The organism is Lottiidibacillus patelloidae (assembly GCF_002262935.1).
Taxonomy (GTDB): Bacteria; Bacillota; Bacilli; order Bacillales; family SA5d-4; genus Lottiidibacillus; species Lottiidibacillus patelloidae.
Genome location: NZ_NPIA01000004.1, coordinates 212120 through 228127 on the forward strand (window position 1 = coordinate 212120; position 16008 = coordinate 228127).

Annotated in this window: 16 protein-coding genes; 13 read left to right on the forward strand and 3 right to left on the reverse strand. The window is 35.1% G+C overall.

Going from position 1 to position 16008, the window contains the following annotated elements; all coding sequences use genetic code 11:
* The first annotated feature begins 33 nt into the window (after positions 1-33).
* The gene (locus tag CIB95_RS09560; RefSeq protein WP_094924565.1) at positions 34-627 is read left to right on the forward strand and encodes a YdeI/OmpD-associated family protein; all 594 of its coding nucleotides are present in this window, start codon (positions 34-36) and stop codon (positions 625-627) included.
* A gap of 105 nt (positions 628-732) precedes the next feature.
* Here CIB95_RS09560 and CIB95_RS09565 read toward each other — a convergent pair whose 3' ends face one another.
* The 3 genes from CIB95_RS09565 to CIB95_RS09575 form a co-directional block, all read right to left on the reverse strand.
* A complete protein-coding gene (locus CIB95_RS09565; RefSeq protein WP_094924567.1) occupies positions 733-891 on the reverse strand; it encodes an Arc family DNA-binding protein in 159 nt (52 codons plus the stop codon).
* A 12-nt stretch (positions 892-903) separates the two neighbouring features.
* Positions 904-1746 carry an SPFH domain-containing protein gene (locus CIB95_RS09570; protein ID WP_094924569.1) on the reverse strand — a complete coding sequence of 281 codons (843 nt, stop codon included), beginning with the start codon at positions 1744-1746 and terminating at the stop codon, positions 904-906.
* Between the two features lie 138 nt (positions 1747-1884).
* Positions 1885-3441, reverse strand: a complete 1557-nt coding sequence (locus tag CIB95_RS09575) for an ABC-F family ATP-binding cassette domain-containing protein (RefSeq protein WP_094924594.1) — start codon at positions 3439-3441, stop codon at positions 1885-1887.
* A 372-nt stretch (positions 3442-3813) separates the two neighbouring features.
* Between CIB95_RS09575 and CIB95_RS16205 the strand changes: the two genes are divergently transcribed.
* The 12 genes from CIB95_RS16205 to CIB95_RS09635 all read left to right on the forward strand — a co-directional run bounded on the left by CIB95_RS16205 (position 3814) and on the right by CIB95_RS09635 (position 16007).
* Entirely contained in the window at positions 3814-6321 is a 2508-nt protein-coding gene (locus CIB95_RS16205) for a S8 family serine peptidase (protein ID WP_158217605.1), read from the forward strand.
* Positions 6322-6442: 121 nt separating this feature from the next.
* Complete coding sequence (locus CIB95_RS16575) at positions 6443-6580, forward strand: RAxF-45 family protein (RefSeq protein ID WP_094924596.1); 138 nt, start codon at positions 6443-6445, stop codon at positions 6578-6580.
* A 132-nt stretch (positions 6581-6712) separates the two neighbouring features.
* Positions 6713-8617, forward strand: a complete 1905-nt coding sequence (gene abc-f, locus CIB95_RS09590) for a ribosomal protection-like ABC-F family protein (RefSeq protein ID WP_094924598.1) — start codon at positions 6713-6715, stop codon at positions 8615-8617.
* A gap of 79 nt (positions 8618-8696) precedes the next feature.
* Positions 8697-9674 carry a YbgA family protein gene (locus CIB95_RS09595; RefSeq protein ID WP_094924599.1) on the forward strand — a complete coding sequence of 326 codons (978 nt, stop codon included), beginning with the start codon at positions 8697-8699 and terminating at the stop codon, positions 9672-9674.
* 100 nt (positions 9675-9774) lie between these two features.
* On the forward strand, positions 9775-10677 hold the full coding sequence (locus tag CIB95_RS09600) for a Tad domain-containing protein (RefSeq protein WP_094924601.1): 903 nt from the start codon (positions 9775-9777) through the stop codon (positions 10675-10677).
* 12 nt (positions 10678-10689) lie between these two features.
* Positions 10690-11586, forward strand: a complete 897-nt coding sequence (locus CIB95_RS09605) for a Tad domain-containing protein (protein ID WP_094924602.1) — start codon at positions 10690-10692, stop codon at positions 11584-11586.
* 69 nt (positions 11587-11655) lie between these two features.
* Positions 11656-11847 (forward strand): Flp family type IVb pilin, encoded by a 192-nt coding sequence (locus CIB95_RS09610; protein ID WP_094924604.1) that lies wholly within the window; start codon positions 11656-11658, stop codon positions 11845-11847.
* A gap of 150 nt (positions 11848-11997) precedes the next feature.
* Positions 11998-12201 carry a Flp family type IVb pilin gene (locus CIB95_RS09615; RefSeq protein WP_094924606.1) on the forward strand — a complete coding sequence of 68 codons (204 nt, stop codon included), beginning with the start codon at positions 11998-12000 and terminating at the stop codon, positions 12199-12201.
* Positions 12202-12272: 71 nt separating this feature from the next.
* Positions 12273-12773: an A24 family peptidase gene (locus tag CIB95_RS09620; RefSeq protein WP_094924607.1), complete on the forward strand. Its 501-nt coding sequence runs from the start codon at positions 12273-12275 to the stop codon at positions 12771-12773.
* A 4-nt stretch (positions 12774-12777) separates the two neighbouring features.
* Positions 12778-13506, forward strand: coding sequence for a Flp pilus assembly protein CpaB (gene cpaB / locus CIB95_RS09625; protein WP_094924608.1), 729 nt, complete (start codon positions 12778-12780; stop codon positions 13504-13506).
* The gene (locus CIB95_RS09630) at positions 13493-14710 is read left to right on the forward strand and encodes an AAA family ATPase (protein ID WP_158217606.1); all 1218 of its coding nucleotides are present in this window, start codon (positions 13493-13495) and stop codon (positions 14708-14710) included. Before cpaB ends, CIB95_RS09630 begins: the two co-directional genes overlap by 14 nt.
* A gap of 13 nt (positions 14711-14723) precedes the next feature.
* The gene (locus CIB95_RS09635; protein WP_233144103.1) at positions 14724-16007 is read left to right on the forward strand and encodes a CpaF family protein; all 1284 of its coding nucleotides are present in this window, start codon (positions 14724-14726) and stop codon (positions 16005-16007) included.
* The last annotated feature ends 1 nt before the right edge of the window (position 16008 follow it).

Consider the following 16008-nt stretch of genomic DNA (forward strand, 5'->3'; position numbering starts at 1 on the left):
GCTAATTGAAGAACGGGAGAGGAGTATGCTCTGGTGGGAATTAGTATAAAGAATCCTAAAGTGGATGAATTTTTGAGTGGGGCCACAAAGTGGAAGGACGAGTACGAGAAGTTGAGAAATATTGTTCTTGACTGTGGGCTGACAGAAGAATTTAAGTGGATGCATCCTTGTTACACGTTTGAAAACAAAAATATCGTTTTAATACATGGATTTAAGGAATATTGTGCACTACTATTTCACAAAGGTGCCTTGTTACAGGATACAGATCGAATTTTAATCCAACAAACGGAGAATGTACAAGCGGCACGCCAAATTCGCTTTACTAATGTTCAAGAAATAGTGGAAATGGAAACGAGCTTGAAAGCGTATATTAATGAAGCGATTGAAGTTGAAAAAGCAGGTTTAAAAGTGAATTTTAAAGAGAATACAGACTTCATTATTCCTGAAGAACTTCAACAAAAGTTTGATGAAATGCCTGCCTTGAAAACTGCTTTTGAAGGTTTAACACCAGGACGACAAAGAGCATACATTCTTTATATTTCTAAAGCGAAACAATCGAAAACTAGAGAGTCTCGAGTTGAAAAATATATACAACAAATTCTCGATGGAAAAGGCATGAATGATTAGTGTATCAGGCCCAGGCTTGCTCATTATTAGCATAAAAGAAAGCAGAGGCTTTATCGCCTCTGCTTTCTTGAATTCTATTTTCTTTAATTAACTTTCAATATATTATCACTTTTCTTTTTTTATACGGCCTGCCTTTTTAGATGATTCTCGAAGTAAATATTCAATGTGACTATTTACACTTCTAAATTCATCTGCTGCCCACTTTTGTAATACTTCATAAAGTTCTGGATCTATGCGTAATGGAAAACTCTTTTTCTTGGGCATCGATACCACGCTTTAGTATAACGTTCCTGCATTAATAACAGGTTGCGTAGATTTTTCTGAAACAATTGCGACAAGAAGATTATTGACCATTTGAACTTTACGTTCATCATCTAATTCAAGCGTTTTATCTTTTTCTAATTGTTGAATTGCCATTTGCGCCATTCCAACAGCACCTTCAACAATTTTTTGGCGGGCAGATATGATTGCAGACGCTTGTTGTCTTTGTAACATTGCTTGGGCGATTTCCGTTGAGTAAGCCAAGTGAGTTAATCTTGCTTCAATAACTTTTACACCAGCAACATCTAAGCGATCTTGTAATTCTGCTGCTAATTCATTTGAAACTTCTTCCGCATTTCCACGCAATGTTAATTCTATATTTTCAAATGTATCATACGGATACTTCGTAGCGACATGACGGATTGCTGTTTCACTTTGAATTTCAACAAATTCTTCATAATGATCAACATCAAACACTGCTTTTGCGGAGTCTACCACTTTAAATACGATTACTGCGGCTATTTCAATTGGGTTACCATCGACATCATTTACTTTTAAGCGTTTACTGTTAAAGTTACGAACTCGTAAAGAAACTTTTTGTCTAATCGTTAGAGGGACAGTTAAATATAGCCCACTTTCACGTATTGTTCCTACATACTTACCAAAAAAAGTGACAACAGCTGCTTGATTTGGCTGAATCATCGTAATGCCAGTGCAAAAAATTGTAGCAATTATAATAATTGGAACTGCTAATATGAGAGCCTCATTTAATAAAAGGAAAACAGAAATAATACTTAATGCAACAATGATTAGAATTCCAAGAAAACCGTTAATATGAAATAGATTTTTTTCTTTCATTTAATCGCCTCCTAATAATATGAAAATCATATTAATATGATATTACTTTTGTATAAATATGTAAATATTATGAAAAATAAAAAGCTAATATAAAGGAAGTGGAAATCCATTATATTAGCTTCATTTAAATTTATTTTATTAAAATACTTTCGTCGTCCAAGATTCACAATTCCACGTTTCTGTAACGACATCATTGTAAAATTCAGGCTCATGGGAGATTAATAAGATGCTCCCTTTATAATCTTGTAGCGCACGTTTTAGCTCGGCCTTTGCATCGACATCTAAATGGTTTGTTGGCTCATCAAGTACTAACAAGTTTGTTTCATTGTTAATTAGCTTACATAAACGTACTTTAGCGTTTTCTCCACCGCTTAATACTTTTACTTTACTTTCAATATGCTTTGTCGTTAATCCGCATTTTGCAAGTGCTGAACGAATTTCATATTGCGTAAAGTGAGGGAACTCTTCCCAAACTTCTTCAATACAAGTATTGTTATTTTGTTCTTTTACTTCTTGCTCAAAATAGCCAATGTGTAAAAATTCACCTTTTGTTACAGTACCACTTACTGGCTTTATTTCTCCTAAAATACTTTTTAGTAATGTCGTTTTACCGATACCATTAGCTCCGACTAAAGCGATCTTTTGTCCACGTTCCATTCGTAAGTTCAATGGACGTGATAAAGGCTCATCATACCCGATAACTAAATCCTTCGTTTCGAAAATCATTTTCCCAGAAGTTCGAGCTGGCTTAAAGCGGAATTCCGGTTTTGGTCTTTCAGAAGCAAGCTCAATAATATCCATTTTGTCTAATTTCTTTTGACGTGACATTGCCATATTACGAGTCGCTACACGTGCTTTATTACGAGCTACGAAGTCTTCAAGTTCTGCACGTTCTTTTTGTTGTTTTTTATAAGCAGCTTCTAGTTGCTGCTTTTTCATTTCATGTACTTTTAAGAAGTTATCATAATCGCCAACATAACGATTTAATTCTTGGTTTTCCATGTGATAAATAAGGTTAATTACACTATTTAAAAATGGAATATCATGTGAGATTAAGATAAAGGCATTTTCATACTCTTGTAAGTAGCGTTTTAACCAAACGATATGTTGTTCATCTAAATAGTTTGTCGGCTCATCTAGTAGAAGGATGTCCGGCTTCTCTAGTAATAACTTTGCAAGTAGAACTTTTGTACGTTGTCCACCACTTAAATCTTGTACATCTTTTTCAAGACCAACATCTTCAAGTCCTAACCCACGAGCAATTTCCTCTACTTTTGAGTCAATTACATAAAAGTCGTTGTTTGTTAATAAATCTTGAATCGTTCCGACTTCTTCCATTAATTGCTCGAGTTCTTCTGGGGTGGCTTCTCCCATTTTTTCATAAATGCCATTCATTTGTGTTTCTAAATCAAATAAATATTTGAAAGCGCCCTTTAACACGTCGCGAATCGTCATACCTTTTTCTAATGCAGTATGTTGGTCTAAATAACCAACACGAACGTTTCTCGCCCATTCTACTTTTCCATCGTCAGGCTGCAATTGTCCTGTAATGATGTTCATAAATGTTGATTTTCCTTCTCCATTTGCACCGATTAATCCGATATGTTCACCTTTAAGTAAACGAAAGGAAACATCGTTGAAAATAGCTCTGTCACCAAAGCCATGTGTAAGATTTCTTACAGATAAAATACTCATATATAAAAACACCTTTCTAACGTGTAATGGTTAAAAAATAGCATAAGTCTTGTTGTAATGTTCCTACTCGATTATATATGAGATTGGACAACTTATGAAACAATTAATTTCTTCCTTTGTAGAATGTGTAAACAGAACACTGTTATAAAACGATCACTTTACTTGCTATAGGCATTATGATGTAGTTCATCTAATGAATTTTGATTAAGTTAGTAGATAAAAAGATACTCCTTTTTCTTATCGTTTTTATAATCTTTGTATTATTTATCCAAAGTAACTCGTGCTTTATAGTTATAAGCAGGGACAACAAGATTTAATATTTTCTAAATATTTCGTTAATAAAAACAAACTTATTTTGTAGGAGGGTATTTAATGAGAAAAGTCACAAGTATGTTAACTAGCATCGTAATGCTTCTATCTTTACTTGCATTTGCAATCCAGCCAAGTAAAGTTGCTGCAACTTCACTAAGTGTGAATGGTAATTATGAAGCGGCAATTGGACCTGTATTAAAAGAAAAGATGGGATTAACTATCCAACCGTTAGAAGTAATTGTCACGTTCCATAAAGACGGTGGACCAGGGCAAGCAGAGTTTGATCTATTAAACTCGCTAGGTATTACAACAGGTATTGGTTTTCAATCATTACCGATTGCAGGTGTATTAGCAACGCCAGATCAAATTGAAGAATTAGCAAAAAATCCGAAAGTCCGTTCAATTTACTTTAACAGCGAACTTCAGTATGAAAACTATGAATCTACACACTTAACTGGGGCAAAGAAAGTTTTAAGAGATGATGCATTCCGTAAAGCAAATGGTGGATTACCTGTTTCAGGTAAAGATGTCACAGTATTAGTTAATGATACTGGAATCGATGGTACACATAAAGATTTAAAGTTTGGACCTAAAGTAATTCAAAACGTAGCAGCTCAAACAAATTTAAATGGAATCGTTTCAGGATTAATTCCAATTACGTATACAGAAGACGTTCCTAATACGGATACGGGCGGACATGGTACACATGTTGGTGGAATTGTTGGTGGAACTGGCGACATGTCAGGTGGTACGCATGAAGGTGTTGCTCCAGGAGTAAACTTAATTGGCTATGGTTCAGGTGCAGCCCTTTTCATCTTAGATACATTAGGTGGATTTGATTATGCATTAACGCATAGTGAAAAATATAACATTCGCGTTATTACAAATTCATTCGGAAGCACAGGTGATGTAGGAACTGACTTTGATCCTAATCATCCTACGAACGTAGCGACAAAAGCATTATATGACAATGACATCGTTGTAGTATTCTCTGCAGGAAACTCGGGACCAGCTGAAAGTACGATGACTGGTAACTTTAAGAAAGCGCCTTGGGTAATTTCTGTTGCTGCAGGTGATAAATTCGGACGTTTAGCTGAGTTTTCATCACGTGGAGTTGAAGGTAAAGGTGGAACAGTTGTAGTTGATGGAAAGACGTATACATGGGAAGACCGCCCAACTGTAACAGCACCAGGAGTAGATATTATTTCAACGAGAGCTTGGGATGTCCTTTCTCCATTAGGTCTTGAAGCTGATATTGCTGCAATGAAACCAGGAGAAGTACCTTATTATACAATGAACAGTGGAACTTCAATGTCTGCTCCACACGTAGCAGGGGTTGTAGCACTAATGTTAGATGCAAATCCTAACTTAAAACCTGATGACGTAAAGGCAATTTTACAAAAAACAGCAACGAACATGCCTGGCGAAAAAGCATGGGAAGTTGGTGCAGGTTATGTGAATGCATACGCTGCAGTTGACGCCTCCTTTAATAGAGAAAAAGAATACGGAAAAACGTTAAAAATGAACCGTGACTTTAATGGTTCAGTTAATTTAGACGTACAAAGAGAAGATATTACTATTGACTTTACACCAGGTGTGGAAAGTTATAAACCATTTGAAGTGGAAGAAGGATTAACGGAATTAGCAGTTACTGTTTATGGTAAAGGTGTAGAAGAAACGGGTAACCCAATTAATCTAGTATTAGTTGACCCAGATGGAGAAGAGTATAGCTCAGGAATCTCCCTATTATTTGCCCTTTACTATGATCGTACAGTAATTGTTAACTCACCAAAAGCGGGAACATGGAAAATTGAAATTCGCGGATTGAGAGGAAATACGTTAAATCCAATGGGAATAGCCGCACCTGAGCAAGTAGAAGGTGTTGTCACAACGAAGAAAGAAAATGGCTATACAGGATTAGATGATATTAATGGTCACAACGCAAAAGATGATATATTAGTAGCTGTATACAATCAATTAGTAGACAGTTATGCGGATGGAAATTTCAAACCCAATTTATACCTTACAAAGTATGAGTTAGCAGAGTACTTACTGTTAGGTGGAGCTATTCGTCAAACGTTACCAGATAATATTGTAGCATACGATAAATGGTTACCATATACTTCAGCGGTGTTAGCTAAAGGTGGAGCGTTAAAGGATTGGAAGCAAATGCAAAATGCTGTAATGATGGAAGATGCGTTTTCTTATCGTTCATATAAATATGTCACACGATCAGAACTAGCTTACTCAGTAGTGCAAACATTAGGATTACAAGAGGAAGCTGGAACGATAGCAACAGAAGAAATTACAGTACCATATAAAGATACACGAATTGTAATTGAAGATGCAGATCAAATTCCAGAACATTTACGTGGTCATGTGCAAGTTGCACTAGATAAGCAATTACTTAATGCTTATTTTAAAGTGGAATTAGTGATGAACGAATATACGTTAGAGCCAGAAGTAAAAATTACAGCTACTTTTGCTCCTAGCAAGAACGTAACAAGAGCAGATTATGCAGTAGCTGCAAACAGAATGTATAATGCTTATATGACATTAGAAAGATAATACTAAAGGAAAACTACCCATTCATTGGGTAGTTTTTTTTGTTCGTTTTTCTTTTTATTTTTTGTTTGTTATAATAGAAGAAATTTTTAAATAATTTCGCATTAAAGGAGGTGGGAAGGAAATGACTAATTGTTCTAACGTAAGCCACGGTCAATTTTTATCTTATATTTACATTTGCCGTGCAATTTTTCATGATGGGATTGCTCAAGGGATACGTATGTCCTTTTTTAGCAATTTCATATGGAAAATAGAGCGATGACATTTCTTTACCCACTGGAAATATATAATTTGTAAGCCATGGGAAGGTTTCATTTCTCATGGTTTTTTTATTCACAATGAACTCACCATGGGTAAGGAAAAAATGCTTATACATGGAAAGGGAGAAAATAACATGATCGTTTGTAGTGTACAAAAAGTAAGTAAAACATATGGTGGAAATACAATATTTGAGGATATCTCATTAGAAGTTCATGAAGGAGATCGCATTGGTTTTGTTGGCCGAAATGGTGGAGGGAAAACGACATTATTAAAGCTGATGGCTGGAATCGAAAGTTACGATAACGGTGCAATACATTGGCGTAAAGGTAGTGAAATTGGTTACTTAGCACAATTGCCGTCATATGCAGAAGGAACTAAAGTGTTAGATGCTTTAAAAAGTGCATTCCAACACTTAATAAGTATAGAAGAAAAGATGAAAAAACTCGAAGTAGAAATGAGCAAGATGGAGCAGGAAAAAAAGTTTCAAGCTATTTTACGAGAATATGGAGAATTACAGGAACAATTTACGGTAAAAGGTGGCTATGAAATTGCTGCAAATATTGAACGAATTGCAAATGGATTAGGGATAAGTTCATTGCTTAATAAGGAATTTGCCTTGTTAAGTGGTGGAGAAAAGACTAAAGTTGGACTAGGAATTATCTTATTAAAGCATCCGGACTTTCTATTACTGGATGAACCAACAAATCACCTTGACCTTCACGCGGTGGAATGGCTCGGTCATTTTTTAAAGGAGTATGAAGGGACAGTTGTTGTCATTTCCCATGATCGTTATTTCTTAGACGAAATTGCTACAAAAATTATTGACTTAGAAGATGGTGAATTACATACCTACCATGGAAATTATTCTTCTTTTGTCAAAGAAAAAGAAGACCGCTTGCTAAAAGAATTTCAAGCGTATCAAGAACAACAAAAGAAAATAAAAAAGATGAAAGAAGCGATTAAGCGATTACGAGAGTGGGCGAATCAAGCGAATCCACCCAATGAAGCATTGCATAAAAGGGCACGAAATATGGAGCGGGCGCTAGAACGGATGGAAAAAATAAATAGGCCAATCTTAAACCATAAAAAAATGAACTTATCCCTTGATGCAGGCAAGCGAAGTGGAAAGGATGTTTTTCACTTAAAAGATGTTTCAAAAAGTTATGATGAACGAGTATTATTTCAAGATGTAAATATGCATATGCAATTTAAAGAGCATGCCGCTATCGTCGGTGAAAACGGAGCGGGAAAGTCTACCCTTTTAAAGCTAATCTTAAAACAAGAAGAGCCAACATCTGGTGAAGTAAAAGTTGGGAGTAATGTGAAAGTCGGTTACTTGTCTCAACACGTTTATGATAATGAAGCTGATGAAACGCTCATTGATGCTTTTCGTAATGAGGTCCATGTTTCAGAAGGTGATGCAAGGCATATTTTAGCGAAGTTTTTATTTTATGGTTACTCTGTATTTAAGAATGTAAAGCAATTAAGTGGTGGGGAGCGGATGAGATTGCGCCTGGCGCAATTAATGTATCAAAATATTAATTTCTTAGTCCTTGATGAGCCGACGAACCATTTAGATATTGAATCACGTGAAGTGCTTGAAGATGCTCTTGATGACTATCAAGGGACTATTCTTGCCGTCTCCCATGATCGTTACTTTCTTAATAAATTATTTGAAAAAATATATTGGATTGAAAATAACAAAGTCCAATCATTTGCTGGAAATTACAGCTGGGCAAACGAAAAAATGAAAGAAAATAGAATTAGAATAGAAAATAAAGTTGAAAAAGCAAAAAAACAAGAGCAAGCTAAACCTAATCATAATGATAAATTTCCAAATAAGACGAATGATAAGATTGAAAAACAAATGCAGAAACTAGAAGCTGACATTGAAAAATTAGAAAAGGAAGTACTAAGTTTTGATCGTAAAATGAATGAAGAGACAGACGTAACTATTTTACAACAATTACATTCAGATAAAGAAAAGGTAAATGAACAACTTATAAAGCTCTATGACGAACTAGAAGATCTTCTATAAACAAGCTTGAAAATAGAATATAGCTAAAACGAACATATTAAAGCTATATAATATTTGAACTTTTGGAGGCTGTTTACATATGACCCGTAATTTCGTTAAGCCGAATGTCGTAGTTAGTAAATGTTTAGAATTTGATGAGTGTCGCTATAATGGCGAAGTCCTACCAGATGCAACTGTTAGAAACTTGTTACCATTTGTAACTTTTACTCCTATATGTCCGGAAGTTGAAATTGGTTTAGGTACACCTAGGGAAGTTATTCGAATTGTTCGTGAAGGAGAAGACGATAAGCTAGTTCAGCCTTCCACTAATGAAGATTTAACAGATAAGATGGTCAATTTTACGAAGACATACTTAGAATCTCTAAATGAGGAAGTGGATGGCTTCCTATTAAAGGGAAGATCGCCAAGTTGTGGTATTCGTGATGTGAAAATTTATGGTGGGATGGAAAAAGCACCGACAGTTGCTAAAGGGAGTGGATTATTTGCGAGAGGTGTAAATGATCAATACCCTAATTTAGCAATTGAAGAAGAAGGAAGATTAAAGAATTTCACTATACGGGAGCATTATTTTACAAAACTATTCACTTTAGCAGAATATCGCACATTAAAAAATGCTGAAAAAATTAGTCAGTTACAACAATTTCATGCCAAAAATAAATATTTATTTATGGCATACAATCAGCTTCGCTTAAAGAAACTAGGTAGAATTTTAGCAAATAATGAAAAAGGACCATATGAAGAAGTATATAACAATTATAAAGAAGAATTAGGGATGTTATTTGCAAAAGCACCGAGATATACTTCAAATATAAATGTTTGTGAACATATCTTTGGCTATTTTTCAAAACAGTTAACTAGTAATGAAAAACAATATTTTTTAGATTTGTTAGAAAAATATCGTGAAAGAAAAATACCATTGAGTAGTTTAACAGGTGTTTTAAAGTCTTGGGTTATCCGTTTTGAAGATGAGTATTTATTAATGCAAACTTATTTTGAGCCATACCCTGAGGAACTAATTGCAATAAGTGACTCTGGAAAAGGCAGAAGTTATAGCTAAGCATACAAGCGATCTAATCGTTTGTATGCTTTTTTTTAGGTAATCTGTACCTCCTTTGCCCATTTTGAATAGCATACAAAGAGGAGGAGTGTTGATAAAAATGATATGGAATGGTTTAAAAAAGAATTCAAAAGGTCAATCGACAATAATATTTGCGATTACATTACCGATATTTTTCGCAGCTATTGCCCTTGCAATAGATTTAGGATGGGTAACGTACCATATGTCAAAAGCGCAGGATGCCGCAGATTTAGCTGTTCTAAGTGGTGTGCAAAGCTTACCGTTAAATCCAGTTGAGGCGGAAAACACTACGCGCGAAGTATTTATAGATAATTATGGTAAAGGCGAATCAATCAAAAATATTCTCGTTATAAAAGGCACTAACAGCGTTAAATTAGACTATGTAGATGAGGTAAAGTTATTTTTCTTACCAATCGTTGGAAAAGACACTATAAAAATAAAGGGATCTGCAGAAGCGATTATTGAACCATTAGCTAAACCACATACAATTATACCAATGGCTATGAGTAATAAGACGCCATTCGTTATAGGTGAGGAAATTTTGTTATTCGGCCAATTAATCGACCCAGCTAGTGGTAATTTTGGTATAGTCGACCCCACGAATGATAACAGTTTGAGTCCGAACGATTTTGCAGACTTAATAGCCGAAGATTATAAAGGGGAAAAAGGGATGCCAGCTGCAGGCGATGAAATATGGACCCGAACTGGTGAACTTGGGTTACGAGTCAAAGAAGGGTTATTGCGCCGCATGGCTAACGGTAATTACTATATTATTTGTCCAGTTGTTGATTTTAATGTGATAAATGGTAAGTCAAAAGTGAAAATATTAGGTTATGTACGCTTTAAATTATCCTCTGTACTTTCAACAAGCGGCAGACATGTTGAAATTAAGGGGAAGTTTGTTGAATTTATCGAACCAAAAGGAGAGGGTAATGGAAATGCATTTGATTTTGGAACAAGAGCAATCAGATTAAAAAAGTAAAGGGTGATAGTGATGAAGTGGCTGAAAAATGATGAGCGCGGGCAATCCCTTGTTCTTATGGCATTCGGACTAACTTTATTTTTGGGGTTTGTAGCATTTTCAATAGATTTAGGATGGGTCATTTATCATCAAGTGAAGCTTGATGATGCAGCTGATTTAGCAGTTCTAAGCGGCGCCCAATCTTTGCCTGAAAACCCAGTAGTTGCTGAATTATCAGCGCGTGAAGTCTTTACTGAAAATTACAGCACTGATACACCAATCCAAAACCTTCTCCTTATAAATGGTGGAAATGGTGTAAAGATTGTTTATGAATATAAAGTAAATTTATTTTTCCTGCCATTATTAGGAAAAAGTGATGTTACTTTAAGTGGAGAATCAGAAGCTGTTGTCGAACCTGTTGCCATGCCAGGTCATATTGTCCCAATAGCAATTAATTCGATTACGCCAATGATTCCAAATGTCCCTATTGAACTAGTAGGTGATCTAAACGATCCGTCAAAAGGCAACTTTGGCTTAGTCGATCCGACAAGTGACAATAGTTTAGGTCCGAATGATTTTGAATACTATATTGCTAATGACTATAAAGGCGAAAAAGGCATGCCGCAAGCGTCCGAATATATTATGACAAAAACTGGTTCCCTCGGCCAACATATAAAAAAAGGCTTAGACACGAGGCTCGCGCAAGGAAAAAACTATATTTTATGTCCGGTCGTTGATTTTTCATTAGTTAATGGGAAAACCGAAGTGGAAATATTAGGTTATGCAAGATTTAAAGCACTTGTCGTTACAGACTTGAATGGAAGACATGTAACGATTACTGGTGAATTCGATGAGTTTATCGATACTAAGGCGTATGCGAATTCAATTGCAAACTATTATGGAGTAAAATCGGTCAAATTAATAAAATAAAAAAAATTCACTTTTTTTGTGTCACTCTGGGCGAATGCACATAGTATAACATCAGGAGGTGACCAAATAATGAATTTCTTAGAAAAAACAAAAGGGTTAATGAAGTCATTATGGAAAGATGAAGCTGGTCAAGGATTGGTGGAATACGGTTTAATTTTAGCATTAGTAGCAGTAGGGTTAGTAGTAGTTTTAGGGTTAATGAAAGATGAATTAGTAACATTATTTACTGATATTAACACAGAGTTAGCAAAACGTCCTTAGTATACTTTTATTTACTTATGAAATCAAAACATGAAAATTTTTCGGAATATTGAAAGTGATGGAAAGTGCTCTTTGGTAGGTTAAAAGCTGATTAAGTTTTTAACACTTTGGGCGGCCCATCATACTATAAAATCAGGAGGTGACCCTCTAATGAATTTATTAGAGAAAACAAAAGGGTTAATGAAATCATTATGGAAAGATGAAGCAGGTCAAGGATTGGTAGAATACGGATTAATCTTAGCATTAGTAGCAGTAGGGTTAGTAGTAGTACTAGGATTAATGAAAGATGAATTAGTAACATTATTTACAGATATTAATACTGAATTAGCGAAGCGACCTACAACAGGACCATAAGAAAAAATATAATTTAATGAAAATTTGATAGGGGACCAGTGGTCCTCTATCTTCACTTAAGGGGGATTATTATGGAAATACAAATTTCTACAGTAGTACTTACTCTCTTATTTTTAATCGTGTTTATTTTAGACTACAAATATCGCATTATTCCAAATTGGTTAACAGTTAGCACCATCTTAGTCGCTTGGATGACAGCTCTAATCCTTGGTGGCTTTTCACTGTTTTTAACTAGTTTACTAGGAACACTAGTAGGTTTCCTAATACTTTTTATCCCATTTGCTCTTGGCGGAGTTGGTGGAGGAGATGTGAAATTTTTAGCAGCAGTAGGAAGTTTAACTAGCTTACCGTTCCTGTTGAAAATTGTCCTATTCGGGTTAATTGTCGGTGGGTTAACTTCCATTTTTGTTATGCTGAAAAATAGTGAAATTAAAGGGTTTAAACAGTTTATATACGCATTATTTTTACGAAAATATTTACCAAACAATCTAGTGAAAGGTCATGCAATTCCATTAGGATCCTGTATTAGTTTAGCAGGGTTAATTCTAATTGGATTTCAATTATTAAGGTGATAATATGCAAAAATATCAAAAACTTTTAATCGTATTCGCTTTTCTATTTGCCGTGTTAACGACATTCATTGGTTACAAACTATTTTTATCAATGACTTTAACGGAAGAAGTTAAACAAGAACAATTAATTAAAGTCCCAATTGCAGCAGAAAATTTAAGCGCAATTACAGAGATTGATGAGAGCCATATTATTTATGTTGAATTACCAGAAGAATATGTAAAGAAATTTTCAATCATAACAGATGAAAGTTTAATAGTTGGGAAGGTCTTATTGTCGCCAATTGATAAAAATAGTCCATTCTCGAAAAGTGATTTATTAGATGAAGAGAATAATATCCCATTTATTCTACCGGAAAACTATCGAGCAATCACAATTGACTTAACACCTGTAATCGGTGTCGCAGGTTATTTAACTGAAGGAATGTATGTGGATATCATATGGACTTATGAAGTAAATGATGTTGTTTTCACATCGGTTCCATTGGAAAACGTAAAAATACTCGCAGTTGGATCGGCTGATTTTGGTGGACAAATAGCGGCATCTGAAAGCGCAGATACAATAACACTAATGCTACGTCCTGAAGATGCACAGAAGTTAACATATATGACTAGTACAGGAGAGGTAAAATTAATGTTAAGGTCTTCGCCTATAATTCCGAATGAATATTTACCTACTATTAATTTATTAAATGTAGGTAGTAATGGAGGAGGAGAAGATAATGGAGAAAATTAGAATCTACCATATAGACCAAAATGAAGATGCACTAAAATTAATCAAGCAATTTTCACAGCGTGCACCGAGGTTGCACATTATAAGTAGCTCGACATCACTTGAAGAAGGCTTTGAAGAAATACAGAGAATATTTCCAGATATCGTATTAATCGATGAAAATGTAGCTGGAGGAAACCTTGCACCGATTATTCAAAAAATCATATTACACTCACCTTATTTAGGTGTTATTGTAACGTGTACGGAATATAGCAAAGGGAAAATTCGTCAATATATGAATGCTGGTGCAAGAGATTGTCTCGTCAAACCATTTACAGCAACGGATCTAGCTCAATCGGTTATGAAAGTAAATAAGTATAATCAAGAACTAAAAAATCATATTGTTAGAAGCACAACGAGAATTTTGACTCGTGCGCCAAAAATGATCTCCATTTTTAGCACGAAAGGAGGCGTAGGAAAGTCTACGGTTTCCACTTTGTTAGCTGCAGGCCTTGCCAGCCTTTATAAAGAGGACACAGCAATAATTGACTTAGATCTACAGTTTGGCGATGTATCCTTACTACTCGATTTGAAACCTCAAAAAACAATAACGAATGCAATAGAAAGCATTGGCCAACTATCATCAAGTGATTTAAGAAGTATTATGACAAGGCATCACATTGGCCTTCATGTTTTACCTTCCCCTCTCAATCCCGAAGAAGAAGACTTTATTACAGAAGAAGCTACATTGAAAATGTTTAAATTAGCGAAAGAAGAATTTGATTATGTCATCATTGATGGGCCACCAGGGTTCAATACGCAAAATATTATTGCTTTAGAACAAAGTGATTTAGTGTTATTAATCACTTCTCCAGAATTAATGGCATTAAAAAATACAAAGAATGGCTTAAGGACATTAACAGAATTAGGAATTGATCAAGACCAAATTAAAGTAGTAGTTAATCGATATTCGAAAAAATCGAACATCTCCATCTCTTTAATTGAAGATGTTTTAGGCTTAGAAGTATTTGCAACAATATCCAATGACTATCCAAGCGTCATTAAATTTTTAAATCAAGGGGAACCGCAACTTATTTATGATGGTAATGGAAAAATATCAAAGGACTTAAGAGCGATTATTGAAGGATTACGAACGTACCATACTGTTCCGGCTCAAAAAGGGAAAGCAAATCTCTTTCAATGGCTAATGCAGAAAGTCCAAAAATAAGGAGGGGGAGATTTTGTCATTATATGATCGAATAAAATCAAAAAAAGATAACCCTGAACAAAATGATCAACGAGAGCTTGAAATCGTTAATCTCATTCAAAGCATACGTGCAGATTTACTATTTGAAGCACAAACACAAAATATTGATGGGCAAACAAAAGAGAACTTAGAAAAAAATGTTAAACAACTGCTGGAAAACTACTTGCGAAAATCGGAAAGATTTCTTCCGAAAGAGGAAAAACAAGGTTTAATAGAGCAAATTGTACAAGACATTTCAGGGTTAGGACCGTTACAACCATTACTAGATAATGAAGATATTTCAGAGATAATGATTAACGGTCCGAAGCAAGTTTTTATAGAAAAGAAAGGTAAGCTCACGCTTTCGAGCACAAAATTTATTAATGACAGCCATGTGATGAACGTCATTGATAAAATTATTGCACCACTAGGTAGAAGGTTGGATGAAAGTAGCCCGAAAGTTGATGCTAGATTACCAGATGGTTCCCGTATAAACGCAATTATTCCACCATTAGCATTAAATGGACCGACGGTTACGATTCGAAAATTCCAAAAAGATCGCCTTACAATTAATCATCTCATTCAGTATAAGTCTCTTAATCGAGAAATGGCTAATTTCCTCCATACTGCTGTTCGTGGCAGAATGAATGTACTTGTCGCAGGAGGAACTGGTAGTGGTAAAACAACGTTGTTAAACATCTTAAGTTCATTTATCCCTAAAGATGAACGAATTGTAACAATTGAGGATGCGGCCGAATTAACTTTGAACCAGCCACATGTTGTTTCTCTAGAAACGCGACCACCTAACATTGAAGGTAAAGGTGAAATAACGATCAGAGATCTTGTTATTAATTCACTTCGTATGCGACCCGACAGAATAATTGTTGGGGAGGTACGTGGTGGGGAAGCATTAGATATGCTGCAAGCGATGAACACAGGCCATGATGGCTCTTTGTCAACAATTCATGCAAACACACCGCGTGACGTCATATCTAGATTAGAGACATTAATCTTAATGTCAGGGTATGATTTACCAATGAAAGCTATCCGGCAACAAATTGCTTCTGCAGTGGATCTAATAGTATTACAAAAGCGTTTTTCTGATGGCAGTAGAAAAATTACGCATGTTACGTTAGTAGAAGGAATGGAAAACGAGACAATTACGTTGCAAGACTTATTCGTATTTGAAGAGGTTACCACATACAAAAATAGTAAAGTAAGTGGTCGATATGTGAAGGTCGGCGCACCACCGAAAATAAACGGGCATGGGTGGGAATAGT

What these genes read in the sequence shown, in the direction of transcription:
- CIB95_RS09565 (WP_094924567.1), bottom strand. Translation starts at nt 891, where the DNA reads ATGCCCAAGAAAAAGAGTTTTCCATTACGCATAGATCCAGAACTTTAT.
- CIB95_RS09570 (WP_094924569.1), bottom strand. Translation starts at nt 1,746, where the DNA reads ATGAAAGAAAAAAATCTATTTCATATTAACGGTTTTCTTGGAATTCTA.
- CIB95_RS09575 (WP_094924594.1), bottom strand. Translation starts at nt 3,441, where the DNA reads ATGAGTATTTTATCTGTAAGAAATCTTACACATGGCTTTGGTGACAGA.
- CIB95_RS16205 (WP_158217605.1), top strand. Translation starts at nt 3,814, where the DNA reads ATGAGAAAAGTCACAAGTATGTTAACTAGCATCGTAATGCTTCTATCT.
- CIB95_RS16575 (WP_094924596.1), top strand. Translation starts at nt 6,443, where the DNA reads ATGACTAATTGTTCTAACGTAAGCCACGGTCAATTTTTATCTTATATT.
- abc-f (WP_094924598.1), top strand. Translation starts at nt 6,713, where the DNA reads ATGATCGTTTGTAGTGTACAAAAAGTAAGTAAAACATATGGTGGAAAT.
- CIB95_RS09595 (WP_094924599.1), top strand. Translation starts at nt 8,697, where the DNA reads ATGACCCGTAATTTCGTTAAGCCGAATGTCGTAGTTAGTAAATGTTTA.
- CIB95_RS09600 (WP_094924601.1), top strand. Translation starts at nt 9,775, where the DNA reads ATGATATGGAATGGTTTAAAAAAGAATTCAAAAGGTCAATCGACAATA.
- CIB95_RS09605 (WP_094924602.1), top strand. Translation starts at nt 10,690, where the DNA reads ATGAAGTGGCTGAAAAATGATGAGCGCGGGCAATCCCTTGTTCTTATG.
- CIB95_RS09610 (WP_094924604.1), top strand. Translation starts at nt 11,656, where the DNA reads ATGAATTTCTTAGAAAAAACAAAAGGGTTAATGAAGTCATTATGGAAA.
- CIB95_RS09615 (WP_094924606.1), top strand. Translation starts at nt 11,998, where the DNA reads ATGAATTTATTAGAGAAAACAAAAGGGTTAATGAAATCATTATGGAAA.
- CIB95_RS09620 (WP_094924607.1), top strand. Translation starts at nt 12,273, where the DNA reads ATGGAAATACAAATTTCTACAGTAGTACTTACTCTCTTATTTTTAATC.
- cpaB (WP_094924608.1), top strand. Translation starts at nt 12,778, where the DNA reads ATGCAAAAATATCAAAAACTTTTAATCGTATTCGCTTTTCTATTTGCC.
- CIB95_RS09630 (WP_158217606.1), top strand. Translation starts at nt 13,493, where the DNA reads ATGGAGAAAATTAGAATCTACCATATAGACCAAAATGAAGATGCACTA.